Source organism: Nocardioides sp. CPCC 206347 (assembly GCF_048654605.1).
Classification (GTDB): Bacteria; Actinomycetota; Actinomycetes; order Propionibacteriales; family Nocardioidaceae; genus Nocardioides.
In genome coordinates this window covers 657295-682928 of the sequence record NZ_JBMCYZ010000001.1, presented here as the reverse complement: position 1 = coordinate 682928, position 25634 = coordinate 657295, and the positions used below count along the sequence as shown (strand labels likewise).

General features: G+C 67.7%; 23 protein-coding genes. 17 read left to right on the top strand and 6 right to left on the bottom strand.

Annotated features, from left to right (window positions below; all coding sequences use genetic code 11):
- Positions 1–44: 44 nt before the first annotated feature.
- The gene (locus tag ACOACQ_RS03275; RefSeq protein WP_378596962.1) at positions 45–722 is read right to left on the bottom strand and encodes a TetR/AcrR family transcriptional regulator; all 678 of its coding nucleotides are present in this window, start codon (positions 720–722) and stop codon (positions 45–47) included.
- A gap of 110 nt (positions 723–832) precedes the next feature.
- Between ACOACQ_RS03275 and ACOACQ_RS03270 the strand changes: the two genes are divergently transcribed.
- From ACOACQ_RS03270 to phaZ, 11 genes are all read left to right on the top strand, one after another.
- A complete protein-coding gene (locus tag ACOACQ_RS03270; RefSeq protein ID WP_378596961.1) occupies positions 833–1816 on the top strand; it encodes an enoyl-CoA hydratase/isomerase family protein in 984 nt (327 codons plus the stop codon).
- Positions 1816–2775: an alpha/beta hydrolase gene (locus ACOACQ_RS03265; RefSeq protein ID WP_378597055.1), complete on the top strand. Its 960-nt coding sequence runs from the start codon at positions 1816–1818 to the stop codon at positions 2773–2775. Before ACOACQ_RS03270 ends, ACOACQ_RS03265 begins: the two co-directional genes overlap by 1 nt.
- Positions 2776–2780: 5 nt before the next feature.
- Positions 2781–3350 (top strand): hypothetical protein, encoded by a 570-nt coding sequence (locus ACOACQ_RS03260; protein ID WP_378596960.1) that lies wholly within the window; start codon positions 2781–2783, stop codon positions 3348–3350.
- 1 nt (position 3351) lies between these two features.
- Positions 3352–4896, top strand: a complete 1545-nt coding sequence (locus ACOACQ_RS03255; RefSeq protein ID WP_378596959.1) for a hypothetical protein — start codon at positions 3352–3354, stop codon at positions 4894–4896.
- A 40-nt stretch (positions 4897–4936) separates the two neighbouring features.
- Positions 4937–5617: a DUF169 domain-containing protein gene (locus ACOACQ_RS03250; protein ID WP_378596958.1), complete on the top strand. Its 681-nt coding sequence runs from the start codon at positions 4937–4939 to the stop codon at positions 5615–5617.
- Between the two features lie 267 nt (positions 5618–5884).
- Complete coding sequence (locus tag ACOACQ_RS03245) at positions 5885–7429, top strand: long-chain-fatty-acid--CoA ligase (RefSeq protein WP_420287609.1); 1545 nt, start codon at positions 5885–5887, stop codon at positions 7427–7429.
- Between the two features lie 154 nt (positions 7430–7583).
- Positions 7584–8342, top strand: a complete 759-nt coding sequence (locus ACOACQ_RS03240; protein ID WP_378596954.1) for an SDR family oxidoreductase — start codon at positions 7584–7586, stop codon at positions 8340–8342.
- The gene (locus ACOACQ_RS03235) at positions 8339–9124 is read left to right on the top strand and encodes an SDR family oxidoreductase (RefSeq protein ID WP_378596953.1); all 786 of its coding nucleotides are present in this window, start codon (positions 8339–8341) and stop codon (positions 9122–9124) included. The genes ACOACQ_RS03240 and ACOACQ_RS03235 overlap by 4 nt, the downstream gene beginning before the upstream one ends.
- A complete protein-coding gene (locus ACOACQ_RS03230) occupies positions 9121–10107 on the top strand; it encodes an NADPH:quinone oxidoreductase family protein (RefSeq protein ID WP_378596951.1) in 987 nt (328 codons plus the stop codon). The genes ACOACQ_RS03235 and ACOACQ_RS03230 overlap by 4 nt, the downstream gene beginning before the upstream one ends.
- A gap of 292 nt (positions 10108–10399) precedes the next feature.
- Positions 10400–12091 (top strand): PHA/PHB synthase family protein, encoded by a 1692-nt coding sequence (locus ACOACQ_RS03225; RefSeq protein ID WP_378596949.1) that lies wholly within the window; start codon positions 10400–10402, stop codon positions 12089–12091.
- Positions 12092–12104: 13 nt separating this feature from the next.
- Positions 12105–12938, top strand: a complete 834-nt coding sequence (gene phaZ / locus ACOACQ_RS03220) for a poly(3-hydroxyalkanoate) depolymerase (RefSeq protein WP_378596948.1) — start codon at positions 12105–12107, stop codon at positions 12936–12938.
- Here the strand turns inward: phaZ and ACOACQ_RS03215 are convergent.
- Positions 12931–13782: an alpha/beta fold hydrolase gene (locus ACOACQ_RS03215; protein WP_378596946.1), complete on the bottom strand. Its 852-nt coding sequence runs from the start codon at positions 13780–13782 to the stop codon at positions 12931–12933. The genes phaZ and ACOACQ_RS03215 overlap by 8 nt on opposite strands.
- Positions 13779–14789: an NADP-dependent oxidoreductase gene (locus ACOACQ_RS03210; protein WP_378596945.1), complete on the bottom strand. Its 1011-nt coding sequence runs from the start codon at positions 14787–14789 to the stop codon at positions 13779–13781. The genes ACOACQ_RS03215 and ACOACQ_RS03210 overlap by 4 nt, the downstream gene beginning before the upstream one ends.
- Before the next feature lie 53 nt (positions 14790–14842).
- Here ACOACQ_RS03210 and ACOACQ_RS03205 point away from each other — a divergent pair, with 53 nt between their 5' ends.
- A complete protein-coding gene (locus ACOACQ_RS03205; protein ID WP_378596944.1) occupies positions 14843–15760 on the top strand; it encodes an SDR family oxidoreductase in 918 nt (305 codons plus the stop codon).
- On the opposite strand, the gene ACOACQ_RS03200 is transcribed toward ACOACQ_RS03205, so the two are convergent.
- Positions 15684–16415, bottom strand: coding sequence for a TetR/AcrR family transcriptional regulator (locus tag ACOACQ_RS03200; RefSeq protein ID WP_378596943.1), 732 nt, complete (start codon positions 16413–16415; stop codon positions 15684–15686). The genes ACOACQ_RS03205 and ACOACQ_RS03200 overlap by 77 nt on opposite strands.
- 128 nt (positions 16416–16543) lie before the next feature.
- On the opposite strand from ACOACQ_RS03200, the gene ACOACQ_RS03195 reads away from it, so the two are divergent.
- The 5 genes from ACOACQ_RS03195 (at position 16544) to ACOACQ_RS03175 (ending at position 21189) form a co-directional block, all read left to right on the top strand.
- Positions 16544–17521 (top strand): enoyl-CoA hydratase/isomerase family protein, encoded by a 978-nt coding sequence (locus tag ACOACQ_RS03195; protein WP_378596942.1) that lies wholly within the window; start codon positions 16544–16546, stop codon positions 17519–17521.
- Entirely contained in the window at positions 17521–18426 is a 906-nt protein-coding gene (locus tag ACOACQ_RS03190; RefSeq protein WP_378596941.1) for an alpha/beta hydrolase, read from the top strand. The genes ACOACQ_RS03195 and ACOACQ_RS03190 overlap by 1 nt, the downstream gene beginning before the upstream one ends.
- 48 nt (positions 18427–18474) lie before the next feature.
- A complete protein-coding gene (locus ACOACQ_RS03185; protein ID WP_378596940.1) occupies positions 18475–19935 on the top strand; it encodes a class I adenylate-forming enzyme family protein in 1461 nt (486 codons plus the stop codon).
- A complete protein-coding gene (locus tag ACOACQ_RS03180; RefSeq protein WP_420287608.1) occupies positions 19925–20593 on the top strand; it encodes a TetR/AcrR family transcriptional regulator in 669 nt (222 codons plus the stop codon). Before ACOACQ_RS03185 ends, ACOACQ_RS03180 begins: the two co-directional genes overlap by 11 nt.
- Before the next feature lie 248 nt (positions 20594–20841).
- Positions 20842–21189, top strand: coding sequence for a Rieske (2Fe-2S) protein (locus tag ACOACQ_RS03175; RefSeq protein WP_378596939.1), 348 nt, complete (start codon positions 20842–20844; stop codon positions 21187–21189).
- A 310-nt stretch (positions 21190–21499) separates the two neighbouring features.
- On the opposite strand, the gene ACOACQ_RS03170 is transcribed toward ACOACQ_RS03175, so the two are convergent.
- Together ACOACQ_RS03170 and ACOACQ_RS03165 are read right to left on the bottom strand one after the other, a co-directional pair.
- Positions 21500–24481 carry an ATP-binding protein gene (locus ACOACQ_RS03170; RefSeq protein WP_378596938.1) on the bottom strand — a complete coding sequence of 994 codons (2982 nt, stop codon included), beginning with the start codon at positions 24479–24481 and terminating at the stop codon, positions 21500–21502.
- Positions 24482–24510: 29 nt separating this feature from the next.
- Positions 24511–25584, bottom strand: coding sequence for a class I SAM-dependent methyltransferase (locus tag ACOACQ_RS03165; protein ID WP_420287607.1), 1074 nt, complete (start codon positions 25582–25584; stop codon positions 24511–24513).
- Positions 25585–25634 lie beyond the last annotated feature (50 nt).

Genomic DNA, 25634 nt, shown 5'->3' with positions numbered 1-25634 from the left:
CCCTGTACCCGCAACTGCACCGCACTGCCTGAACGCCCAGAGCGTTAGAGATCACGGACGGAATCGTGGGAGGCCTTGGCGCGCTCGGCGCTGTCGCCGTGTCCCACGAAGACGCAGACCGTTAGTGGCTGCAGCCGCTCGTGAACGGGGTCGCTCAAGTGCGCGAAGTGGCCCGCCAGTTCCAGGGTGACGAAGCCGTGGACACAGCTCCACAACTGGTCGGCGATCAGTTCTGGGTCTTCCTCGGCGCGAACTCGGCCGCCGTGAACCAGGCGTGTAGACGCCTGCACCAGGCGCGCGTACGCCGCCCTGAAGGCCTGCGTGCGCCTGTCGTCGCGTCGAGGTTCCGAGGGGCGATAGCTCCCCCGTGTGGAGAGACCGAACATCAGGTCGTAGAGATGCGGGTTGGCTCGCGCGAGCCGGCGCGTGGCCAGCGCCATCTGGAAGAGGTCCGCCACAGGATCGTCACTGGCGGAGGTGGAGTCGAAGGCCCGAGCCAGTTCCACGAACCCCCGATCCACGACCGCCTGGAACAACTCAGGCAGCCCGCCGAGGTGGTAATAGACCGCGCTCGTGGAGACCCCGGCCGACTCGGCGACCGATCGAGCCTTGATCTCCGACGGCCCTTCGGTGGCAAGCAGTTCGATGGCGGCATCGACGAGTTGCTCGGCGACCTGTGCTCGGGTCGCGCGGCTGGCTAGCTCTCGGCTGGCGGTCGGCAAGTGATGGGCCTTTCGAGGGTTGTTCGGGCTCGGGGGTTGTCATCTGTGACGACGACCACTAGCCTCTCGTATAACGAAGTTTAGAACAAGGTTTCACAAGGATGATGATGATGACACCTTCCGAGCACGGCGACAGGCCAGGCATCCAGGTCGAGGATCTGGGCGGTGGTGTGCTGCTCGCGCGCTTCACCCGCAGTGAGCTCGGGCTGTTCGGCCGCGACGACGCCCCAGAGCTCGTGGCACTGGTCGAGCGCGCAGACCGTGACCCAGAGATCCGCGCTGTGGTTTTCACTGGCTCGCACCCGGACCGATTCATCAGCCATGCGGACCTGGCCTGGCTGCAAGAGGACGGTTCGGTGATTCCTCCGGTGAGCCGCAAGATCACCAGCTCAGTGGCAAGGATCGCGCGTCAGCTCAACCGAAACCGGGGTTCCCGATGGATGGCGCGCAAAACCCCGATGACCGGGGCGCTCCAACTCGACGCCATGCACAAGTCTCTGTCGCTGATGACCACCAGCTCGACAATCTTCGTCGCTGCTCTCAACGGCTCGGCGCTGGGCGTGGGCGCCGAAATCTCCTGGGCCTGCGACCTTCGTCTGATGGCCGAGGGTGACTACGTCATCGGGCATCCCGAGGTCCTGCTCGGCTTTGCGCCAGGCGCCGGGGGCACCCAACGACTGCCTCGGTTGATCGGTTCGCACCGGGCACTGGTGGCGATCCTGGAGGGCAAACCGTTCCCCGCCGAGGAAGCGCTCGCTCTCGGCGTGATCGACGAGATCGTCCCGTCCACTGACCTGATTGCCCGGTCGGTCGAAAGGGCGACACATCTCGCGGCGCGGACACCTCAGGCGATCGCCGCCATCAAGCGTGCCGTGAACGTGGGTGCTTCGCTGCCGATGGCCAAGGGTCTGCACCTGGAGCGGACCGAGTTCCTCGCATCGCTGCCGCAACGGGCGGCACAGGAGATCATGCTGAGCTACCTCCGTGACACCGCCAAACAGGGTGAGCTGCCGCTCTACCAGCCCGGCGGATACGCCGCCGCTCTCGAGCACGGCAACGCTGCAGTCGAAAGCCAACGTGAGGAAGTGAAGTGATGGCACGCAAGCCAAGAAGGGGCTTCAGCCGACGCACCGTGGAGTTCCCGTCCGGCGACTCCTACTGCACGGCCTGGCTGTACCTACCTGACAATCCTGGCGATGCGACGCTGCCGGCGGTGGTGATGGGTCATGGACTCGGCGCGACGCGAGAGATGGGTCTGGCACCGTACGCCGAGAGGTTTGTGGCGGCCGGGCTCGCCGTCCTGGTGTTCACCTATCGCCACCTGGGCGACAGCGGCGGCGAACCACGCCAGGTGCTGTCGATGGCACGCCAGCTCGCCGACTGGGACGCCGCCCTGGAGTACGCCGCCGACCTTCCGGAGGTGGACCGAAACAGGATGGCCGTGTGGGGGAGCTCCCTCGGCGGAGGCCACGCCATCCGTGTCGCCGCCCGGCACCCGGAGCTCCTGGCCGCCGTCGCCCAGTGTCCCTTCACCGACGGCTTGGCGTCGGCGGCATCGCTTGGCATCCGCGAGACTCTGGTCATTTCGCGCTTCGTCCTCCGCGACCTCGTGGCAGCGGCCCGCGGCAAAGACCCGGTCACGATCCCAGTCGCGGCGCCTACCGGCCAACTGGGCCTGATGACCGCCCCGGATGCACTGCCCGGTATGCACGCGCTGCTCCCCGCCGACTTCGAGTGGGTCAACCACGCTGCGGCCCGCAGCGTCGCCAGCCTGATCCGCTACCGCCCCGGCCGATCGGCCAAACGCATCGAGATCCCCATCCTCATCTGCATCAGCGAGACCGACTCGGTTGCACCACCCGCACGGACCGAGCGCTACGCGCGTCAGGCGCCACGAGGAGATGTTCGGCTGTACGACGCCGGACACTTCGCCTTCTACATCGGAGAGGCATTCGAGCAACTCGCAGCAGACCAGACTGAGTTCCTGGTCAGTCACCTGCAAGCCGTTCCGACTCTGCGCGCTGCTTCCGCGCCGGCCCCTAAGGCCAGGTAGCCGAAATGTCCGACGGGGCGCTCCGGTTGGTGTTGTGGTTCCTCGGCCACTGCATCGCCCAGGGATCCCGGTTCATGCCGTCGGTGCGGTCGCAGATCACCCGCACGCTGGTCTTCGAGCTGTCCGCGGGGGAGAAGGTCGCACGGCACTGGGCTTTCGACGGACCGCAGCGCCGCGCGACGACCACTCAACGTGGACCGGCGGCAGCCGCGGACTGCACGGTGCACTTCGACTCGAGTGCGCAGGCACTTCGCGCGCTGGTCTCGTCACGGACAGTCGACAAGGTCGTCGCTGGGCTCCACGACGGCACGGCGCAGCTGCAGGGGAGTGCGTTCGTCCTGCTGTGGTTCTACGGACTCACTCGCAAGTTCGTGAAGCTCGGCCGCTCCAGCGGCCCTCGCTACCGGCTCCCCGACCCCTACCTTGCTCACGATCCGGCGGCCTGCGGAGCAGAGACCATCATCGTCGAGCCGGCGGTCGTACGCCTCGATCCTGCCTGGACGGACGCCTGGCGCGCACGCTCGACCCTGTTGCAGGTCAGGTCGACCACCGGCGAGCCGGTTCTGGAGCCATGAGATGAGCCACTACTCGCTCGAGACCTCGACGCCCTCAACCGGCTTGAACGACCGCTCCCTCGGTTGGCTCAGGTTCATGTGGGACAAGGCCACCACAGACGATGACTGGTCCGACCAGGGCGAGCCACACCAGTGGTGGGACCGCTACAGCGAGCCCCCGATGTGCGCGTTCCCGCGATTCGACATCGCCGAGATGGCCTACGTCCTCCCCATGATGGTGGAGGCGACTCCCGCGTGGCGGGAGGGCTACACCCGCATCCTCGACGAGCTCGCGAAGCGCTACGTGACGTTCTGGGGTGGCATCGACTGGAACACCCTGATCGGACCCGACCCGAACGTCGACAGGTACCCCCCCGAGTGGCTGACGGTCGTGCCCGAGCACCTTCGCGGCCGGTACGCCCTCCCCGGCTGGACCGGGAACGGCATCGAGCCCTGGGGGCTACAACCGGACCCGGTCGGATGTGACGGCAACCTTTTCTACCGAGGCTGGCTGAACCTCCTACTGAGCATGCGCCACTACGTGTCCGGGCAAAGGCCGGAGACAAGACCCTTCGACGTGACCGGCTACCAGAACCGGCAGTTCACCTGGACCCACGAGCGCATCGCGAAGTTCATCTCCGCGCAACTGGTGGCTCGACCCCAGGGCGCGCACTGTGAGAACACCAAGATCTGGCCGTTCTGCATGAGCGCGGCCGGGCTGGGCCTCAAGCTCTACGACTCGTTGCTCGACACATCACTCAATGAGCCCTTCCTCGACTGGGTGGGGTACGCCGAGAAGCACTACATGGGCCGCGACCGCAAAGGCCGCATCGACTGGGTGGCCTTCTACTACGACCCGATCGAAGACGCGACGATGACCTTTCCGGGGCCGGTCAACGGCTACAGCGCATTGGTTCTCCTGCACTACCTCTACCCGCAGAACCCTCAGCTCGGCCTCGACCTGTACGAGTCGGCGATGCGGCAGCTCGGCTGGAGCAACCCCAAGGTCCCGGTCATCCAGCTGGCCGACGATCCACAGCTGCTGTCGACGGCGCTGTGGATGGCGCGTGAGATCGGCGACACCACCACCTGGGAACGTCTGCGGGAGGTCTCAGAAAACCAGTTCGAGCCGCGGTACTTCGGCGAAGGAGACAGCCGCTTCGCCTTCTGGCTGGGGGAGTCGTCTCCATGGCCGCGGGGTCAGATCAACGCCACCATGATGATGATCGAATGCGCCGAGCCCGGTGCGTGGTCACGCGTGTTCACCTCCCCGAACACCACGATTTACGACGAGCCAACCGTGCGTGACCTCGACTACCCGCTGATCGGCGTACGACGCACGCATCACGATGCCCAGCGCCGGGTCCTGCAGATCGACACCTTCGCCGCGACCCCGTCGCAACGGGGAAGCCAGACGACCTTCACCGTCGACAACCTGCCGCCCGGCCCTTCCGTATCGCTGGAAGTGGATGGTCGCAGTTGCGACACCTGGCGCCGTACCGCCCCTGGAGCCGTCGCGATCGACCTCACCATCGACAGCCATCGCATCAGCCTGACCTACGGCTGACCGAACCGCTTGCCACCCCAACCCGACGAAAGGCATACCGATGAGCACCAACGCCATCCTGGCCCAGCGACTGACCACGCTTCTCGGCCTCACGCGCCCACCAGTCGCGGTGAGCTTCGATGCCCCTGCCGCCGAAGCGGCCTCCCCGATCGCCGCGCAACCAGCCGGCTGCTGCTTCTGGACACCCGCGCAGCAGCAGCGTCTCGACACCGTCGCTGCAGACCACGCGAACTGCAGCGTTGGCAGCTACACCCACGGGCTGATCCCCCTCGACCTGGCGGCCTCCGGCGCCGACACTGCCGCCCTCGTGGGCAGTGGCTGGGTCGCGGAGGAGGACCTGATGAATGCCGCCGCGCTCCCGTTCCAGCCAGGCTCCATCACCTACCAGCCACTGGCCGAAGCGGAAGACCCGGACGTGGTCCTGGCCCAGCTCTCGGCCACAGGGTTGATGACCCTGCTGGGCGCGGTCCCCGAACTCACCCTCGCCCGCAAACCCCAGTGCGTGATCGTCCCTCTCGCCGCCGCTGGACAGGTTGCCGTGAGCCCGGGCTGCGCAGTCAGCCGCACGCGCACCGGCCTCCCGGATGAGGAACTCACATGCGCGATTCCAGCGCGGAATCTCGAGTCGATCATCGAGCGCCTGGAAGCATCAACGACCTCCGACCGAGTCGTCAGCGAGTTCGCGGCCGCTGACATGGCACGCAACTTCGCCACGGTCTGAGCGGCGCTCTCGTGGACGCCGCCAGCGCACTGATTCCCATGTTCGTGTTCATGCTGACCCCTGTCTTGATCCCCGTCGTCGTGGAGCTTGTCGGGAGGGTGTCTGACGGCGTCGGCAGGAGATCCAGGCGAAAGCGCCGCCCCGCCGCGCGCCGGGTCCGGCAGGTAGAGGCGGACACACCCCAAGTCATCGCATCGTGATCTCGCACTCGGACCTACTTGCACGTTGATCGGCCACATCAGGCTCACGTTTTCCCATAGGAGTGTCATGTTGAATCTCTCGGTCCTGCTCGAGGACTCTGCCCGCAAGTACCCCGACCGTGACGCGGTTGTGCTGGGGGACACCCGGCTCACCTATGCCCAGGTGAACAGCGCAGCGAATCAGGTTGCGAACCTGCTCGTCAGCCGGGGCATCCAGCCCGGTGACAAGGTGGCGCTGAGTTGCCCGAACTTGCCGTACTTCCCGATCGTGTACTACGGGATCCTCAAGGCCGGCGGTGTGGTGGTTCCGCTGAACGTTCTGCTGAAGGGCCGCGAGGTGGCCTACCACCTCAAGGACGCCGACGTGAAGGCCTACTTCGCGTTCCAGGACACCCCGGATCTGGCCATCGGCGCCGAAGGGTACGCCGGCTTCCAGGACTCCGAAGCCGAGCACTTCTTCCTGATCACCGCGGACCCGGCGGCGCCGTCCCCCATCGAGGGAACCGAGACACTCGGCCAAGCCCTTGCGGGCAAGTCGCCGGTCTTCGACTCGGTGGTAACTGAGCCGACCGACACGGCGATCATCCTCTACACCTCCGGCACGACCGGCCAGGCCAAGGGCGCCGAACTCTCCCACGCCAACACGATGATGAACGTGCTCACCATCAACCGGCTCCTGAAGAACCAGCCCGCCACGGACACCCATGTGCTGACGTTGCCGCTGTTCCACACCTTCGGCGCAACCGTGCAGATGCACGCGGGCTTCTCGATGGCTGCGACCCTGCTGCTGGTGCCACGCTTCGACGCCGAGCAGGTGATCGGGCTGATGCAGAAGGAGGACGTCACAGTCTTCGCCGGCGTGCCGACGATGTGGTGGGGTCTGCTCGCCGCACTGGACGCCGGCATTGACGTGGACCGGATCGCCCGCAACCTGCGGATCGGCGTCGCCGGCGGAGCCAGCCTCCCAGTGGAGATCATCAACCAGGTCAAGGACAAGCTCGGGATCACCATCCTGGAGGGCTACGGACTCTCCGAGACCTCGCCGGCGGCAACGTTCAGTGACCCCGACCGGGAGCCCCGCGCCGGCTCGATCGGAGTGCCGGTCTGGGGAGTCGAGGTCAAGCTGATCGACGATGAGTGGAACGAGATCACCGAGATCGGAGAGATCGGTGAGATCGCGATCAAGGGCCACAACATCATGAAGGGCTACTACGGCCGGCCAGAGGCGACGGCCGAGGTGATCAAGAACGGCTGGTTCCGCTCCGGTGACCTGGCACGCAAGGACGAGGACGGCTGGTACTACATCGTCGACCGATCGAAGGACATGATCATCCGCGGCGGTTTCAACGTGTACCCGCGCGAGATCGAAGAGGTCCTGATGACCCACCCCGACGTCTCCCTTGCCGCCGTCATTGGCATCCCGCACGTCAGCCACGGCGAAGAGGTCAAGGCCGTCGTTATCCGCAGCGAGGGCGCAACCATCACCGAGGACGAACTCGTCGCCTGGGGGAGGGAGCAGATGGCCGGCTACAAGTACCCCCGCATCATCGACTTCGTCGACGCTCTCCCCATGACTGCGACCGGCAAGATCCTCAAACGCGAATTGGTGTGAAACCTGAGAACGGACCCGGGCGCGGCACACGGTCCGGGTTGAACGGGTCCGTGTCGGTTTCGGCATTGCTGGCCGAGCCAACCACTGACCGTGAGGGCGTGGCCATGGTCCTCGAGCGGCTCAGCTGATCCGAACACGATGAGAAGGAGAGACCATGAGCCAGAGGCTCCAGGGCAAGACCGCCATCGTCACCGGCGCCAGCCGGGGCATCGGCCTCGCGATCGCCGAACGACTGGTCGCCGAGGGCGCCAAGGTCGCCATCACAGCCCGCAACAAGGAGGCCCTCGATGAGGCCGTCGCCAACCTGGGCGGGCCCGAGCACGCCCTGGGCGTGGCCGGGAAGGCCGACGACGTCGAGCACCAGGCCGAGACGGTCCGCCAGGCCATCGAGATCTTCGGCAGCGCCGACCTGCTGGTGAACAACACCGGCATCAACTCCGCCTACGGCCCGATGGTCGAGCTCGACCTCGGCGCGGCGCGCAAGACCGTGGAGGTGAACTGCATCGCGGCCCTGTCGTGGGTGCAGCAGGTCCATCGGGCCTGGATGAAGGAGCACGGCGGCGCCGTCGTCAACGTCTCCTCGGTCGCCGGGATCCGGCCGGCACCGGGCATCGGGTTCTACGGTGCAAGCAAGGCGATGCTGATCTCGATCACCGAGCTACTGGCTGTCGAGCTGGGCCCGGACATCCGGGTCAACGCGGTGGCGCCGGCCGTGGTGAAGACGAAGTTCGCCACCGCGCTCTACGAAGGGCGCGAGGAGAAGCTCGCCACGCAATATCCGCTCAAGCGGCTCGGCGTGCCCGAGGACATCGGCAGCGTCGTGGCCTTCCTGCTCTCGCAGGACGCGGCCTGGATGACCGGCCAGACCGTCGTCGTCGACGGCGGCGTCACGCTCACCGGCGGCGTCGAATGAGCATCGTCGCGGGACGCGGGATCGTCGTCACCGGTGCCGAGGGCGGCATTGGTCGGGCGCTGGCCGCACGGCTGGTCGCGGAGGGCGCCCGGGTGGTCGTCAACGACCTCGACCCGGAGCGCACGAAGGCGACGGCCGACGAGATCGGAGCGCACCCGTTGCCCGGGGACGCTGCGTCCGAGGCGGGCGTCGCCACCCTCGTGGAGGGCGCCCGCGCACACCTCGGCCAGATCGACGCCTGGTTCGCCAACGCGGGGGTGGTCCACGGCCCAGGGCTGGAGGCCTCCGAGGACGAGTGGGCGTCGAGCTGGGAGATCAACACGATGGCGCACGTGCGGGCGGCCCGGCTGCTGGTGCCCGATTGGCTCGAGCGCGGTGGCGGACGCTTCGTTGCGACCGCGTCCGCGGCAGGGCTGCTCACGGCGCTGGGCAGCGCACCGTACTCAGTCACCAAGCACGGTGCGGTCGCGTTCGCGGAGTGGCTCTCAGCGACGTACCGACACCGCGGCATCGTCGTGCACGCGATCTGCCCCCAGGGGGTGCAGACCGACATGTTGAACAACAGCGGCGCGATGAGGGAACTGCTTGTCGCCAACGGTGCGCTCACGCCCGAGGACGTCGCCGAGGCGACCTGGCAGGCGATGCAGACGGACCGCTTCCTGGTGCTCCCGCACCCGGAGGTCGCCAACTACTACGCGGCCCGAGCCACCCAGCCCGACCGCTGGCTCGTAGGCATGAACAAGCTCCAGCAGCAGCTCGAGCAGACGGAGGTGCAGGTATGAGGGCCTGGCAGGTAACGGAGCTCGGTGAGCCCAAGGAGGCCATGCGACTGGTCGACGTCGACGATCCGCAGCCTGGTGCCGGACAACTGGTGGTGAAGGTGCTGGCGTCCCCGGCGAACTTCCCCGACGTCCTCATGTGCCGCGGGACCTACCAGGTCAAGCCGGATCTGCCGTTCACGCCTGGGGTCGAGCTGTGCGGGGAGGTGGTCGCGCTCGGTGACCGCGTCACAGGCTTCAATGTCGGCGACCGGGTGCTGGGCGGTGCGGTGCTGCCGTACGGCGGCTTCGGCGAGCTGGCCGTCATGGATGCGGCCACCACGTTCCCCGCGCCCGAGGCGCTCGACAACGCGCAGGCAGCCTCCCTCTACATCGGCTACCAGACCGGATGGTTCGGCCTTCACCGCCGGGCGGCACTCCAGCCGGGGGAGACACTGCTCGTGCACGCCGCTGCCGGCGGTGTCGGAAGTGCAGCCGTCCAGCTCGGCAAGGCAGCCGGCGCCAAGGTGATCGGCGTTGTCGGCGGTGCGGACAAGGCCAAGGTGGCCTACGCGCTCGGCGCGGACGTCGTGGTCGATCGACGCGAGCAGGACTTCATCGACGTGGTCAAGGCCGAGACCGGTGGCCGCGGGGTCGACGTGATCTACGACCCGGTCGGTGGTGACACCTACCAGCGCTCGACCAAGTGCATTGCGTTCGAGGGCCGGATCCTGGTGGTCGGGTTCGCCGGTGGCGAGATCCAGTCCGCCGCACTGAACCACGCACTGGTCAAGAACTACTCGATCGTGGGGCTGCACTGGGGCCTCTACAACCGGTTTGACCCTCCCGCGGTCACCGAGTGCCACCGCGACCTGACGCGGCTCGCCGCTGAGGGCGCCGTGGCCCCGCTTGTCAGCGAGCGGCTCGCGCTGGAGTCCGTCGCCGACGGCGTCCAGCGGCTTGCCGACGGCGCAACCGTTGGCCGCGTGGTCTACGACACGGAGTAGGGACATGACCGCGACCCGCCTGGTCGATGGCGTGGTCTTCGACTACCGGGGCGCTGACCATCCCCGTGCATGCACCGCCAGGGCTCGACCTCGAGCGGCTCGGATCGTGGTTCGCGGGGATCCCGGGCGGGCAACCGGCTGCAGGCGTCCCTGATCGCCGGCTGCGCTGTCAGCCGGATCCGCACCAACCTGCCGCGCACTCTGCTTGCGATTACAATAACGAAGTTATAGAATCGCTCGGGCGACGGTCTTCGCGAACGCGCACTTCATTCGGCTACGAGGGGATCATCCGATGACCGCAGAAACGTCCTCTTCTCTCACTGACGCTGGTCCACCGGTCGGCGCCCTGTTCGTCGACGCTGCGCTGGGTCCGGCCGCTGGTTTCACCCCGGACAGGTCAACTGCCAAGTGGGTGGGCTCCCTCGCCCGGCAACCGCGGGCCGTGGGGCGCAGGCTTGGCGGGCTGGGGGGAGAGGCGCGCCGGATCGTGGCCGGCACGTCGACGCTCTCGCCAGAGCGCGGGGACCGGAGGTTTCGGGACATCGCGTGGACCGAGAACCCCTTCCTGAAGCGGCTGGTCCAGCTCTACCTGGCTGGCGGGCAGACCCTGGACCAGCTCGTCGACGACGCCGACCTCGACCTGCGCGACAGCAAGAGGGTCCGGTTCCTGCTGGAAAACATCGTGGAGGCAGTCGCGCCGAGCAATTTGCCACTGGTCAACCCGGCGTCCGCGAAGGCAGCCATCGACACCGGCGGCCTAAGCCTGGTGCGCGGCGGCAAGCAGTTCTTGAAGGATCTCTCGAGCTCGCCGCGCATCCCAGAGATGGTGGACAGCAGCGGTTTCGTTGTCGGTGAGAACATCGCGGCAACGCCCGGTGCTGTGGTGTTCCGCAACGAGGTTCTCGAGCTCATCCAGTACCAGCCGCAGGCGGAACAGGTGTACGACGTACCCGTACTCGTCGTGCCCCCCACCATCAACAAGTTCTATGCAATCGACCTTGCGCCTGGACGCAGCCTTGTGGAGTTCGGAGCACAACAGGGCCGACAACTCTTCGTCATCTCCTGGCGCAACCCGGATTCCCGGCACGCCGGCTGGAACTTCGACACCTACGTCCGGGCCATCCTGGATGCGTTCGACGCCGTCGAGGAGATCACCGGCAGCACGAAGACAATGCTCGGCGGCATCTGTTCGGGAGGCATCCTGGCCACCATCACCGCCGCGTACCTCGCCGCGACCGACCAACAAGACCGGCTGGCCGGGTTGTGCCTGGCGGTCACGGTGATCGACAACGCCGGGACCGGCACCGTGGCAGCCTTGGTCGACCCAAGGATCGCCGCCAAGGCCAAGGCGAGATCGGCCAGCAAGGGCTACCTCGACGGGCGGGCCCTGGCCGAGGTCTTTGCCTGGCTGCGACCGGGGGACCTGGTCTGGAACTACTGGGTGAACAACTACCTCCTCGGAAACCGGCCGCCGGCCATGGATCTCTTGTTCTGGAACTCCGACACCACCCGCATGGCCGCGGGGCTGCATGCGGACTTCATCGACATGGCTGTCGACAATCAGCTGACCCAACCCGGCGCGGTCGCCGTCCTCGGGGTACCGATCGACCTTCGCGCGATCACGGTCGACTCCTACATCGTGGCCGGTGTCACCGACCACATCACGCCCTGGGAGAGCTGCTACCGCACCACACAGCTGCTCGGAGGAAAGACGAAGTTCGTGTTGTCGACCAGCGGGCACGTCGCGGCAATGGTGAATCCGCCGGGCAACCCCAAGTCGACGTACCGCACCAACGACGAGAACGTCGACGACTCAGACACGTGGCTGGCTCGGGCGGAGACCCATCAAGGCACGTGGTGGACCGATCTCTCCGTCTGGCTCGACGCTCGATGTGGCGAGCTGATGCCTGCGCCCGACCGGCTCGGAACAGCTGGGCTGCCGCCGCTGGCCGACGCGCCGGGCACCTACGTCCTCGAGAAGTAGGGGAGGGCTACGCGTGAGTGAGAACGCGTTTCAGGTAACGGTGCTGGGGCATTCAGTACGTGTGTCGGTGCGGCCCGGCACCGAGCCTGGTCGGCCGCCGCTGGTGCTGTGCAACGGCATCGGCGCCAGGCTCGAGCTCCTACAGCCCTTCGTCGACCAGATCGACCCCCGCATCGAGGTCGTCAGATTCGACGTACCCGGCGTCGGTGAATCTCCACCAGCACGTGTTCCCTACACCTTTGCCGGACTGGCCTGGCTGCTCGGGAGGGTGCTCAGCCGGATGGGATACGACACCTTCGACGTTCTCGGCATCTCCTGGGGCGGCGGGCTGGCCCAGCAGGTTGCATTCCAGCACCCGCACCGATGTCGGAGAGCTGTGCTGGTCAGCACCGCCACGGGTTCGCTGATGGTGCCCGCCAACCCCTGGGTGTTGCGCAAGATGATCACGCCTCGCCGTTACCGAGACCCGGAATACGCAACGTCCGTCGCGGCCGAGCTCTATGGCGGTCGGCTCAGGGACGAGCCCGCCTTGGCTCGGCTGCTGCTGCACGACCAAGCCGGCGTCTCGCGTCGCGGCTATCTGATGCAGCTGCTGGCGGGAGCGGGTTGGACCAGCCTGCCCGCTCTCCCGTTCATCCGTCAGCCGGTCCTGATCCTGGCCGGAAGCGACGACCCCATCATCCCGTTGGTCAATGCTCGCATCATGCATCGGCTACTGCCGCACAGCGTGCTGCATGTGTACGACGACGGTCACCTCGGCCTCGTCACCAAGGCCGACGAGCTTGCCCCGCTGGTCTCGGACTTCGTGATGCGCCTGCCGACTGACCAGCCTTCGTCCGTTAGCTGAGGAACTCCAGCACCTGTGAGACGAACTGCTCGTGGTACTGGAACACGCCGCCATGGCCGGAGTCGGGGTAGATCCTCAGCGAAGCGTTCGGCAGACGGTGGGCCAGGTCGAACGAAGCTCGCGTGGGGAGCATCCGGTCGTCCTCCCCGTTGGCAACGAGCACCGGATGTTCGATCGCAGCGAGGTCCATCGGAGCCTGGCGTCCCCAGCGGTGAATCGCAACGAGCTGCGCGGCGACTCCTCGCAGCGACGTCGGCCGGACGCGGTCTGCGGTGCGCTCGTTGAGCCGCTGCATGTATCCCGCCGCGGCTGCCTTGCCGTTGGCCGATCTGGTGAAGAAGAGGTACGGCTTCGGGTCGCTGAGGGTAATCGCGCCCTGGAGAGTGTCTGAAATCAGCCTTCGGGAGAACTTTCCGACGCGCGCGCTGCCTGCTGCGCCGGTGCCAGCGAGCACCATCCTGCGCACCACGGTGGGCTCCTCCGTGACGATCACCTGCGAGATGAATCCGCCCAGGGAGAACCCCATCAGGTCGACCTGCTCCAGGCCAAGGGCCCGAATGAACGCGATGGCATCGTCCGCCATCGCCGACACCGTTGTGGGCGTGCGGCCACCGGATCCACCGACACCGCGATTGTCGAAGACGATCACACGTCGCTCGGCGGCGATCCCGTCGATGACGCGCGGGTCCCAGTCGTCGATGACTGCCGTGAAGTGGTGCAGGAAGACCAGCGGCACGCCAGTGCTCGGCCCGAACTCGCGGTAGGCGAACGGAGTTCCGCCGACCGCGATCGTCAGGGTCGGCGACGTGACGGCATCTTTCACCTGCGTGGTGCTCCGGCTCATCGGGTGTCCCCGTCCATCGTGATGACGACCTTGCCGCGGGCCTTCCCCTGCTCGACGTAGGCGAGTGCCTCGACGGTCTGGTCAAAGGAGAAGGTCCGCTCGTCGAGGACCGGGCGGAGATGGCCGGCCTCGTACAGGGCGGCGAGTTCACTGAGCTGTGTGCCGCTCGCCTGCATGAAGAAGAACGAGTAGCGAACCCCGAGCTTCCGCGCCTGTTTGCGCACCTTGCGACTCATGACAGACATGACCGGGCGCAGGATGGGCTGGCCCAACTGCTGGGCGAACGTGGGATCGGGTGGGCCGACCACGCTGATCGCCAGGCCGCCGGGCCTAAGGACGGTCAGCGACTTCTCCAGGTTGGCACCGCCGAGGGAGTCGAGTACGACGTCGAAGCCGGACAGCACCTCGGCGAAGTCGGTCTGGGTGAAGTCGACGACCTCGTCGGCGCCGAGCTCGCGCACGCGGTCTACGTCGTTGGTGTGCGCCGTTGTGGCGACGTACGCGCCCAGGTGCTTGGCGAGCTGGACCACCGTCGACCCGAGACCGCCGGCACCCGCATGCACGAGCACCCTCTGACCGGGCTTGACCTGGGCGAGGTCGACGAGCGTCTGCCAGGCGGCGAGGGCGACCAGCGGGACAGCGGCGGCCTCGTGGAGGGTCAGCGAGGCCGGCTTGAGGGCGGCGTCGTCCTGGTCGATCGCGATGTACTCGGCGAAGGTTCCGATCCGGAGGTCGCGCGGCCTGGCGTAAACCTCGTCACCGGAGCTGAGGTTTCGGACACCGGCGCCGACCTTGGTCACCACGCCCGAGACGTCGTGACCCAGCACGAACGGTTTCTTGTACTTGATCAGCTGCTTGAACTCCCCGTTACGGACCATCTTGTCCAGGGGGTTGATGCTCGCCGCGCTCACCTTGACCAGCACGTCGTTGTCGCCCACGGTGGGGAGCGGGACGTCGGCGGCATGAAGGCCGTCCTTGCCGTACTTCTTGACCACGAATGCCTTCATGTCAGCCTGCTTTCTCGGATGCCCTACGGGAAGAGTGCGGCTCGGTGCCGCTCTTGTCCCTCAACTATAACCAAGTTATAGTCTATTCCATGAAACATGATTTGTCTGGTCACAAGCTTCTGGTCACGGGTGCGGCAAGAGGAATTGGCGCGGAGGTCGCGCGCCTTGCGGTTGCCCGCGGCGCACGGGTTGCGTTGATCGGGCTCGAGCCCGATCGGCTGAAGGCGCTTGCCGACGAGCTTGGTGCCGCAGCGACGTGGTGCGAGGCTGATGTCCGCGATGGGAAGTCGGTTCAGTTCGCGATCGATGAGAGCGCCGAGGCGATGGGCGGCATCGACCTCGTGGTGGCCAATGCTGGGGTGGTGGCCTACGGGACCGTGCGACAGGCCGATGACGCGGTGTTCGAGAGGGTCATCGACGTCAACCTCACCGGGACCTTCCGGACGCTGAAGTACGCGACGCCGCATCTCGAGAGCAGCGGTGGTCACGTGATGGTGGTCGCCTCAGCACTCTCGTTTCTGGCCCTGCCCTCGATGTCGTCGTACGCCGCAAGCAAGGCGGGCGTCGAGATGCTCACGCTGGCCTACCGCCAGGAAGTGGCGCACCTCGGTGTCACGGTCGGCCTGGTGCATCCGTCGTGGATTGAGACCGACCTGGTCAAGGGCGCGGAGCAAGACATCCCCTCCTTCGTTCAGCTACGGAAGGAACTGCCCTATCCGGGGAACGTCACGACCAGCGTCGACAAGGCTGCGGGTGCGATCGTCGACGGGCTGGTGAGTCGGCGAGCCCGGGTCTACGTCCCGCGTGCGGTCGGTGCCGCGAGTTGGGCGAAGGCTGCCATCAGCTCACCGGTGGCATGGCCCTGGGCGAAACGCTTCGCCGGCAAGTGGGTGCCTACCCTCGAGCGCGAGATCGCGGCCCTCGGGCGGAATGAGCAGCTCGTGCCGCCGGCCCCGAGCCCCGGCGACTGAGCACCAGGGCAGCCTCGTGCGACGCGCGGGCCCGTTCCTGATCGTCGCCGAGGCCCACACACAACGTCACTCCCATCGGGAGCATCACCTGCGTCACCGGGTCGTCGAAATCAGTGAAGTGGTCACCGAGCTCGAGCGTGACGTAACCGTGCACGAAGCTCCACAGCGCGGCGGCGACCACCTTGGGATCCAGCGCCTCGACCCGACCGGAATCCACGAGCCTGGAGCACGCTTCAGTCAGATGCGCGTAGGCGGCCTGGAACGCCGGCGAATGTCCACTTCGACGAACGTCCTTGTCGGGGGTGGGGCGGTACGTCGCGCGGGTCGACAGTCCGAACATCAGGTCGTACAAGTGCGGGTTCGTTCGGGCGAACTCGCGGGTGGTCAGGGCCATGGAGAACAGATCCGCGATCGGATCGTCTGTGATCGGCACCTTGGAGAGCGCCGTCTCCATCTCGAAGTAGCCGTGGTCGACGACGGCCCGGATCAGCTCGGGGACGCCGCCGAAGTGGCTGTAGACCACCATCGTCGACATGCCCGCCTCGGACGCGACGGTGCGTGCCTTGATGGCCGAGGGACCCTGCTCCGCGAGCAGCTTGATCGTGGCTTGCACGAGGCGTCCCGGTACGCCCCCCGGCGTCGGTTCTTCGGACATGGCTCCCATGCTTGCACCCGGCGTCGCGGATCACGTTGAGGCGGTGCAGGGGAGGGGGTTGCCAGATTGCGATAACTTCGTTATATTTGCCCGAAGGAACCATCCATACCTCACCCAAGGGACCAGTCATGGCACAGGAAGTCAGGGGAAACCTCGAGATCGAGGACCGCGGAGCCGTACTGGTTGCGCGAATCGACGGCGGCCCCCTTGGGCTGTTCGGCAACGACATCGCCGAGCAACTCGACGCGCTCGTGGACCGCGCCGACCGCGACCCGAACGTTCACGCAGTGGTCTTCACCGGCACACACCCGGAGCGCTTCGTCAGCCACGCCGAGGTTCGCTGGCTACAGGAGGGCGGGGCAAAGGTCCCCTCGGTCGGCCTGAAGGGCGCATCGGCGCTCGCGCACACGGCCAAGGGCATCAACCGCGCGGGTGGGCTGCAGTCCCTCCTCGGCAAGACCCCGCTGTGGCCCGCTGTCCAGCTCGAGCGCCTCCACAGGACGTTCCTGAAGATGAACCGCAGTGGCGTCATCTTCGTCGCAGCCCTCAACGGTTCGGCTCTGGGTTTGGGCGCGGAGTTCGCCTGGGCGAACGACCTACGAGTCATGGCCGACGGTGACTACTTCATCGGCCAGCCAGAGGTCCTCCTGGGCATCATGCCCGGGGGTGGCGGAACACAGCGGCTGACCCGATTGGTCGGCACGCACCAGTCCCTGGTCGCGATCCTCGAGGGCAAGCCGTTCACGCCGGAGCAGGCGCTGGCCAACGGTGCAGTCGACGACGTCGTCGCCCAGGACGAGGTGCTCGAGCGCGCTGTGGAGCTTGCGAGCCATTTCGGCCGGCGTACGAAGGAATCGGTCGGGGGCATCAAGCGGGCGGTCTACTTCGGCGGCTCGATGTCACTGACCGACGGCCTGCACGTCGAGAGCGCCGAGTTCCTCACCACCGCGCTGTCCAAAGTGGGCCAGCAATTGATGCTCGACTACATGGCCACCACCGAAGCGACGAGCGAACTGCCGCTCTATTCCCCAGGCATCTACGAAGAAGCGCTTGAAGCGGGCGCCGTGCCCGGCATGCGCGCGAGCAAGGAGAAGGTGAACCGCTGATGGCGAAGACCAAGCCCTACACACGTCACGATGTCTCATTCACCTCGGGCGACGCGACCTGCGCGGCCTGGCTCTACCTCCCGACAGGCGTGGCATCACCGCCCGTAGTCATCCTCGGCCATGGCCTTGGCGCCACTCGTGAGATGCGCCTCGACGCGTTCGCGGAGCGCTTTGCGAAGGCCGGCATCGCTGCCTTCGCGTTTACCTACCGGCACTTCGGTGACAGTGGCGGCCAGCCGCGCCAGCTGTTGTCGATCAAGCGTCAGCTCGCCGACTGGGACGCCGCAATCGCGCACGTCAAGGGTCGCGACGACCTGGACGGCCAGCGTGTTGCCGTGTGGGGCAGCTCCTTCGGCGGTGGCCACGCCATCACTGTCGCCTCACGCCACCCTGAGCTGCTCGCGGCCGTGTCCCAGTGCCCCTTCACCGACGGCCTCGCATCGGCACGAGTATTGGGTCCCAGAGCTTCCCTGAAGCTCCTGCCCTTCGTCGCCCGCGATCTGGCGGCCAAGGCACGAGGCGCGGATCCGGTCACTCTCCCGTTGGCGGGCACTCCCGGCTCGGTGGCCCTGATGAACGCGCCCGACGCCCTCCCCGGCTACCAGGCCTTGATCCCACCCGGCACGGACTTCGTCAACGCGGCGGCCGCGCGGGTGGTCCCGACGATCACGGCGTACCGCCCGGGCCGCTCGGCGAAGAAGGTGGCCATGCCGATCCTCTTCTGTGTCAGCAACCACGACACCGTCACGCCACCCGAGCAGACACTTCGCTACGCGCGCACCGCCCCCCGCGGGGAGATCAAGACCTACGAGGCCGGCCACTTCGCCTTCTACCTGGGCGAGCCGTTCGAGCAGCTGGTCACTGACCAGATCGAGTTCCTGACCCGCCACCTCCAGCTGCCCTGATCCGACTACCCCGATCCACCTACCTCCCGAAAGGCAGGTTTGCTTGCCATGGAGTTCGTCACTCTTCCGGACCGTCGTGCCGCTCTGGATCCATCCGGACCCGCCGTTGCGGACGGCTCCGGATCCCTCACGAACAGCGATCTGCTGGACGGAGTGCTTGCAGTCGCTCGTCGGCTCAACGAGTTCGGCATCGGCGCCGGTGACGTTGTCGCGCTCAAGCTCAACAATCGGATCGATTTCGTGCTGTTGCTCTTTGCGGCTTGGCGGTTGGGCGCGACCATCACGCCGATCAACCCGAGCCTGACTGCGGTCGAGGTCCAGCGGCAGCTCGATGACTCCGGTGCCCGACTCCTCATCGTTGAAGAGGAGGACACGACATCGAAGATGGACGTGCCTGTCCTCCCTGTGGGTGACATGTACGACCCCATCGGGGCCGATCCCACCCCTCACGTGGACCCCGCGGCCCTGGCGCTGCTGATCTACACCTCTGGCACGACCGGGGTTCCGAAGGGGGTCATGCTCGACCACGCCAATCTCGATGCCATGACGGAAATGGGCCGGCAGGCGCTCGAGGTCGGTCCCGAGGACCGGTGCCTGCTGATTCTGCCGTTGTTCCATGTCAACGGCATCGTGGTCAGCGTCCTCACTTCGCTCCTCGCCGGCGCCAGTGTCGTCATCGCCGACCGGTTCAGACCGGACACCTTCTTCGAGACCATCGAGCGCGAGCGGCCGACCTTCTTCAGTGCGGTGCCGACCATCTACAGTTTGCTGGCGGCGCTGCCGGAGGAGGTGAAGCGGGACACTTCGTCGGTTCGTTTCGGTGTCTGTGGCGCAGCGCCCGCCTCGGCAGAGCTCCTTGCCCGCTTCGAGAGCCGGTTCGGGTTTCCGCTCATCGAGGGCTATGGACTCTCCGAGGGCACCTGCGGATCAGCGATCAACCCCGTTTCAGGTGTGCGGAAGGCGGGCACCGTGGGCCTTCCGTTCCCGGGGCAGGAGCTCCGCATCTTCGACGGTGCCGGCAACGGGGTTCCGCAAGGCGAGAACGGGGAGGTGGTCGTCCGTGGGCCCAACGTCATGCGTGGCTACCTCGGACGTCCCGACGACACAGCCGCCGTGGTCATCGACGGATGGCTCCACACCGGGGACGTCGGGCACCTCGACACCGACGGCTACCTGACCCTCGTCGGACGATCCAAGGAAATGATCATCCGCGGTGGCGAGAACATCTACCCCAAGGAGATCGAGGACGTGCTCGCCTCGGATCCCGCGGTGCTCGAGGCTGCCGTCATCGGCGTACCCGACGAGACCTGGGGCGAGATCGTCGTGGCGTTCGTACAGGCCCGACCCGGTGCGACGATCGACCTCAAGGCACTCAAGGCGCGATGTGCCGAAAGCCTCAGCGGATACAAGCGACCCAAGACGATCAACATCCTCGAGACGCTTCCCAAGAACGCTGTCGGCAAGCTCGACAAGAAGTCGTTGCGGGACGCCCGTGCACTTGTCGACTGACGTTCCGACCCGGCTGGTCGACGCGACGATCCGCCTTCTAGCCGAGGAAGGCCCCTCGGCCATCAAGGCCAGAACGGTGGCGTCGGCAAGCGGCTTGTCGACCATGGTTGTCTACAGCCACTTCGGCGGCGTACCTGAGTTGCTCAATGCCGTCATCGACGACGGGTTCAGGCGGCTCGCGGAGGAGTTCTCACGCGTTGCGGTCACCGACGATCCGCTAGCCGACCTCTGCACGATGGCACTGACGACTCGACAGATCGCTCGCGCGAACCCGCACCTCTACGACCTCATGTTCGGGCTGTCGAAACGGGCGACCTATCGGCCGATCAAGGACCACTGCGCGTCACCCAGCGGGAGTTCGGCAGCCTTCCTCGGGGCCCACGACCACGTGGTGGCGGCGTGCGCTCGGCTGATCGAGGCAGAACGGGTTGACCACCACGACCCGAAGGTGTTGGCCGGGCAGCTCTGGAGCATGGTCCATGGCTTCGTGACGCTTGAGCTCTCCGACCACTTCGTGGCCTTCGACGACCCGGTTGGCTCGGTGCTTCTGCCCCTGGGCACGGGGCTCGCAGTCGGACTCGGCGACAACCCCGCACGCGCGCTTGCGTCGCACGAGCTGGCCGCGCGGCGTTTCGACGAGACCCAAGGAGAGAAGTGAAGGAAGCCGTCGTCGCGGAGCGTTACGGCAGGGGCCAAGGGAAAGTGGCCATCACTACGACCGAACCACCGACACCAGCGACCTGGTACTACTCGATGTCGGCACCCTCGACACAGTCGCCAACATCCACCTACCCACCCGCGGGCCGCACGGCTTCCAAGGGAACTGGGTTCCGTCCGCCTGACCGCTATCGGGCTGCCGCTTCGCAGCCAAGTCTTTGACCGACATCACGACGAGAAGAGGACATCATGACCAGAGTCGGACCCGCAGACGAGTTGATGCCGGGGAGTCTCACACGCGCTGGGAAGTACGCCGTAGGCAACAACGGCGACTACTTCGCCGTATCGCGCAAGTGCAGGCACCTGGGAGGGGACCTCGACGAAGGAAACATCGACGCCGACGGCTGCGTCGTCTGCCCGTGGCACGCGGCTAAGTACGACGTGCAGACCGGCCGGATGGTTCGAGGCCCCCAAGGCATCTTCGCCAAGATCCCCGGCCTCGGCGCGCTGTTCAAGGCCCTGACAAGGGTCGTGCCGCTCGGTCGGGCAACCGTCGAAGTCCGCGAAGGCGACCTCCACGTCGTCGAGAATGCCTGATAGCTACGCCCGTCGCCGGACTCGCCACGTCATCGAAAGTACATCGCCTGCGACCTTCCGGAGAATTGTCTTGTAGGCCAGTTGTAGGCAAAGTCGGCATGGATGCGCTGGGACGTCGGTGGACGTGCGTGGAACCGAAATGTGCCTCTGACCTGCGGGTATACTGAAAGTTCAGCGTGGAGCGAGGGCCGGAATCACCTGTAGGTATAACTCATAACCCAGAGGTCGCAGGTTCAAATCCTGCCCCCGCTACAAAGTTCAGGCCCGGAATCCACGGATTCCGGGCCTGAAAGCATTCACGAGGATCCGCTCAGCCGGGCCGGTAGGCGCACCACGCGCCGGTCTGCACCGCGCCGGCAAGGTGGTCACCGAGTTCGGGATCCAGGTCAGTGACGCGGCGTACGGCATCACGGATCCGGGACGTGACCGCCTTCCTGGCGCGCTCGGCGTCGTCACCGAGCCGCCGGTCACGACCGCCGAGGCCGACTGCGGCCGCGAGCTCGTCGACCAGCGCCGCCCGCTCGTCCCGGGCGCGCTCGGCGCGGCCGAGGTCGCCCGCGACAGCCGCGTCGTCGATCTCCTCTTCGAGCTCCTCGAGTCGTCGCCGGTAGGAGGCCTTCGCCTGGGCATCGAGGACCGGATCGGCCCCCGATGTCGGCCGCCCCGACATGAGCTCGGTGGCGGCGACGTCCTGGCCGCGCCGCCCGACCAGGCAGGCGAGGTCGCGGATGCCCTTGCTGTCCGGGAGGTGAGCGGACCGACCCTGCCAGGTCAGGGTCCACACCTCGCCGGAGCGGACGAACCGCGGGATGTCTGAGCTCGCGACCTCGATCGACTCGCGGAGGCCGGCGGCGTGCTGCTGCCAGCGAGGCGCGCCGAGCGCGGCCGCCATGGTTGCCGCGGCGTCGTAGTGGCGGCGCGCCGCGTCGGCATCGTCGAGCGCCAGCGCCAGGTGGCCGAGGTAGAGGTCGACCGGTCCCCAGAACGACGCGCACCCGCCGACGACGACGTTCGTTCCGGCGTACGGCAACAGCTGCAGATAGGAGCGTTCGGCCTCCGTGGTGTGCCCGCCGACCGCCAGCGCCTCGGCCGCGAGCGCCTCGAACTCGAGGTCGTACTTGTCCACGGGGAGGACGTCGAGGGACAGGGTCTGCGCGATCCGGCGCGCCTCCTCGGGATCGCCCTCGGTCCGCAGCACCGCCGCGGTGAAGGCGTCGCGCATCGGGATCAGGTCGATCTGGTTCATCGTCTCCAGGAGGGCCAGTCGTTCCCCGGTGAAGAGCGACAGGGGCCACTGCAGGGTGCCGTGGACACCGGCCGCGTCCGGGATCCCGATCCGCGTGCCGAGTGCGTACGCCGCCGCGCTCGCCTCACGCGCCTCGTCGACCGCGCCGGTGATCAGCCGTAGCGTCGCCGAGCGGCTCAGGGCCTCCCAGCGGCCGCGCGCGTGCCCGAGGTACTCCTCCTCGCGGCAGTAGTGCGCGAGCTCGACGAGGCCCCGCCGGTCGTTGGTCTCCAGCAGGCACGCGGCCCGAAGGACGCGTGCCTGGGCCGCCAGCTCGGTGTCGCCCGCCGCGACGGCGGCCTCGGCCATCTCGGCCACGACGGGCAGTCGGGCCCCCGCGGTGCCGGCGTTCCACATGGCGTCGTGCAGCGCGAGCAGGCAGGTCGCGAGCACCCGGGGGTTGTCGGTGAGCTCGCGCGCGGCGCGGACGGCCGCCTCGGCCGTGTGCTGCCACTCCTCGGCCGGCCCGTTCGCGTGCCTGTGCTCGCGGGCGAGGGCCGCGAGCAGGAGTGCCCGTTCGGGGGTCCCGCTCTCCACCGCCTCGGTGGCCTCCTCGAGGAGCCCCACCTGGGTGTCGTGGTCGCCGCGCGCGCCGACCTGGTGCAGCCCCAGCGCGGCGGCGGTCAGCGCGTCGACGTCACCCACGGCCCGCGCGCCCGCAGCCGCCGTCAGGAACGACCCGCGCGCGGCGGGGTCGCCCGCCCGCAGCTCCGCCTCCGCCACGGAGAGGAGCAACCGGGGGTCGGGGCCTGCAGAGAGCTCGAGCGCCCGACGGTGGAGCCGGACGGCCTCCTCGTGACCGAGCCGGGTCGTGGCTTCGGCAGCGGCGCGCGAGAGCCAGGCAACGGCGAGCTGCGCACGGTGATCGTCGTGGGCGGTCGGCGTCTCGGGCACCGCGGCAGCGAGGTGGGCCGCGATCCGCCCGGCCGGTGCGGCGCCGTCGGCGGCTGTCAGCTCGATCCACGCCTCGGCCACCGTGCCGTGCCGGGCGCGGCGGTCCTCCGCCGTCAGCTCCGCGAGCACCGCCTCCCGATAGAGGTCGTGGACGAACGGGCGGTCGGGCTCCGGGCCTTCCTCGACCAGCACCCGGGCCATTCGTGCCTCGGTGAGGAGCCTCGCGATCTCAGGTCCCGGCACGCCCGTCGCCCGATGGAGCAGAGCCGGATCGGTCGTGTCCGCCACCGCGACCACGCCGAGCAGCTCGCGGCAGGTTCCGGTCAGGGGCGTCAGCCGCTGGCGGAGTGTCTCGGTCACCGTGGCCGGGAGGGCGCGGCTGTCGGTCGCGCCGGTGCCACGCGCGACCATCAACCGCGCGAGCTCCCTCACGAAGAGCGGGTTGCCGGCCGTCCGCGACCGGAGGACATCGGCGTCGAGCTGCCCCGGGGCCGTCCCGGTGATCGTCGTGACGAGTCCGGTGACGGCCTCGGAGTCGAGGCCGCCGAGCGTGATGCCCTCGGCGTTCGCAGCAAGGCGATCGAGCGTCGCCGGGGCCTCGACGTCGCGGTAGGTGCCGATGATGAGCAAACGCTGCCCGCCGATCTGACGGGCCGCGACGTCGAGCAGCTCCAGCGACGGCTGGTCGGCCCAGTGGAGGTCGTCGAGGACCATGACCGCGCCGGTCTCACCGGCGAGGGTGGCGAGCGCGCCGATCACGCTTTCGTGCAGTTCGAACCGGGCTGTCGCGTCGTCGGCGGCGACGACTCCGCTGCCACCCTCGAGCAGGGTCAGGGCCCGGTGCGCGTCCTCGTCCAGCGCCCGCACCACCTGCGACCACGGCCAGTACGCCGGAGCGCCGCCGCCCGGGGGACAGGACGTCCAGATGACCCGCGCCCCGCGGCCGCGGGCGATCGCGCCCACCTCCCGGACCAGGGCGGTCTTGCCGATGCCCGGGTCACCGGTCACGAGCAGCAGCCGACCGGCACCGGCGAGCGCCTCGTCGAGAGCGCCGACGGCGACAGCCAGCGCCGGTTCGCGGCCGACCAGCCGACCACCCATGCTCGCGGCCATGTCACGCATTCTGCTCCGTTGCGGCCCGCTCAGGGGCGCAGTTGGAGGAGCAGGTTCATCGGCGCCTCGACGTCGAGCCGCGTCACCCTCGCGAAGCCCGCGGCGGCGGCTGTCTCGCGCAGCTTCACCTCGCCGGCCACGGTCCCCAGTGGGTGCCCTTCCTGCGCGACGCCATTGGGGGTGCAGACGGTGGTGGAGACCGAGTACCAGAGCCGGCCGACCGGCGTCAGGTTGTCCTCGAGCGAATCGCCGGCAGCAGGCTCGATCAGCAGGACGGAGCCCTCGGGGCTGAGTGCCTCGCGGGCGTGCACCAGGGCCCCGACGGGGTCGCCCAGGTCGTGCAGGCTGTCGACGAACGTGATCAGGTCGTACGCCGTACCGGGGTAGTCCTTCGCGGTCGCCACCTCGGCGTGGACCCGGTCGCCGACCCCCGCGTCGGTCGCGGTGCTCCTGGACCGGGCGATCGACGCGTCGTGGTAGTCGAAGCCGTAGACGGTCGCGCCGGGGTAGAGCCGGGCGAGCGCGGTGGCCATGCCGCCGTACCCGCAGCCGACGTCCGCGACCTTGCCGCCAGCAGCGAGGAGCGCGTCGCCGCCGTCCATCGCGGCCAGCCAGGCGGGCAGGAACGGGATGACGCTCGCGTCGCTGATGCCCGCCATCGCCTCCCAGTGCTCGGGAGACCGCTCGTGCCAGCCGAAGCCCTGCCCGGTGGCGAACCGGTCCCGGAACCTGGCCAGGTCTGCGCCCATCACGGCCATGCCCTCGCCGAACGCCGAGAACAGCGCCGTCGTGGCGTCGTCGGTGAGCACCGCAGCGACGGCGCCGGGCAGCGTGAAGGTCCCGGTGTTCGCGTCGTACTCGACATAGCCGGCCGCGGCCTGGGCGGCGAGCCACTCCCGGGTGTAGGGCTCGACCGTGCCCATCCGGTCCGCCAGCTCCGACGGCGTGACCGGCCCCGCCGCGGCCATCGCCTTCCAGGCGCCCGAGCTGATGCCGAGGAGCACCGTCGTCACGCCGATCGCGGCGGCGAAGTCACCCATCACCTTCTCCATCGCCTCTCCCACTGCCTCCTGGTCCACCTCGGGTCGTACGTCGGTCGTCATCAGCCTCTCCTGTCGTCCGGCGGTCGTGGTCGGCCGCTCGTCCCAGAGGC

Bases quoted from the DNA above. Each gene is read 5' to 3' on its own strand.
- ACOACQ_RS03210 (WP_378596945.1), bottom strand. From the start codon at position 14,789: ATGAAGGCATTCGTGGTCAAGAAGTACGGCAAGGACGGCCTTCATGCC.
- ACOACQ_RS03225 (WP_378596949.1), top strand. From the start codon at position 10,400: ATGACCGCAGAAACGTCCTCTTCTCTCACTGACGCTGGTCCACCGGTC.
- ACOACQ_RS03195 (WP_378596942.1), top strand. From the start codon at position 16,544: ATGGCACAGGAAGTCAGGGGAAACCTCGAGATCGAGGACCGCGGAGCC.
- ACOACQ_RS03165 (WP_420287607.1), bottom strand. From the start codon at position 25,584: ATGACGACCGACGTACGACCCGAGGTGGACCAGGAGGCAGTGGGAGAG.
- ACOACQ_RS03175 (WP_378596939.1), top strand. From the start codon at position 20,842: ATGACCAGAGTCGGACCCGCAGACGAGTTGATGCCGGGGAGTCTCACA.
- ACOACQ_RS03265 (WP_378597055.1), top strand. From the start codon at position 1,816: ATGGCACGCAAGCCAAGAAGGGGCTTCAGCCGACGCACCGTGGAGTTC.
- ACOACQ_RS03260 (WP_378596960.1), top strand. From the start codon at position 2,781: ATGTCCGACGGGGCGCTCCGGTTGGTGTTGTGGTTCCTCGGCCACTGC.
- ACOACQ_RS03215 (WP_378596946.1), bottom strand. From the start codon at position 13,782: ATGAGCCGGAGCACCACGCAGGTGAAAGATGCCGTCACGTCGCCGACC.
- ACOACQ_RS03170 (WP_378596938.1), bottom strand. From the start codon at position 24,481: ATGGCCGCGAGCATGGGTGGTCGGCTGGTCGGCCGCGAACCGGCGCTG.
- ACOACQ_RS03200 (WP_378596943.1), bottom strand. From the start codon at position 16,415: ATGTCCGAAGAACCGACGCCGGGGGGCGTACCGGGACGCCTCGTGCAA.
- ACOACQ_RS03240 (WP_378596954.1), top strand. From the start codon at position 7,584: ATGAGCCAGAGGCTCCAGGGCAAGACCGCCATCGTCACCGGCGCCAGC.
- ACOACQ_RS03230 (WP_378596951.1), top strand. From the start codon at position 9,121: ATGAGGGCCTGGCAGGTAACGGAGCTCGGTGAGCCCAAGGAGGCCATG.
- ACOACQ_RS03245 (WP_420287609.1), top strand. From the start codon at position 5,885: ATGTTGAATCTCTCGGTCCTGCTCGAGGACTCTGCCCGCAAGTACCCC.
- ACOACQ_RS03270 (WP_378596961.1), top strand. From the start codon at position 833: ATGACACCTTCCGAGCACGGCGACAGGCCAGGCATCCAGGTCGAGGAT.
- ACOACQ_RS03235 (WP_378596953.1), top strand. From the start codon at position 8,339: ATGAGCATCGTCGCGGGACGCGGGATCGTCGTCACCGGTGCCGAGGGC.
- ACOACQ_RS03250 (WP_378596958.1), top strand. From the start codon at position 4,937: ATGAGCACCAACGCCATCCTGGCCCAGCGACTGACCACGCTTCTCGGC.
- ACOACQ_RS03190 (WP_378596941.1), top strand. From the start codon at position 17,521: ATGGCGAAGACCAAGCCCTACACACGTCACGATGTCTCATTCACCTCG.
- ACOACQ_RS03255 (WP_378596959.1), top strand. From the start codon at position 3,352: ATGAGCCACTACTCGCTCGAGACCTCGACGCCCTCAACCGGCTTGAAC.
- ACOACQ_RS03185 (WP_378596940.1), top strand. From the start codon at position 18,475: ATGGAGTTCGTCACTCTTCCGGACCGTCGTGCCGCTCTGGATCCATCC.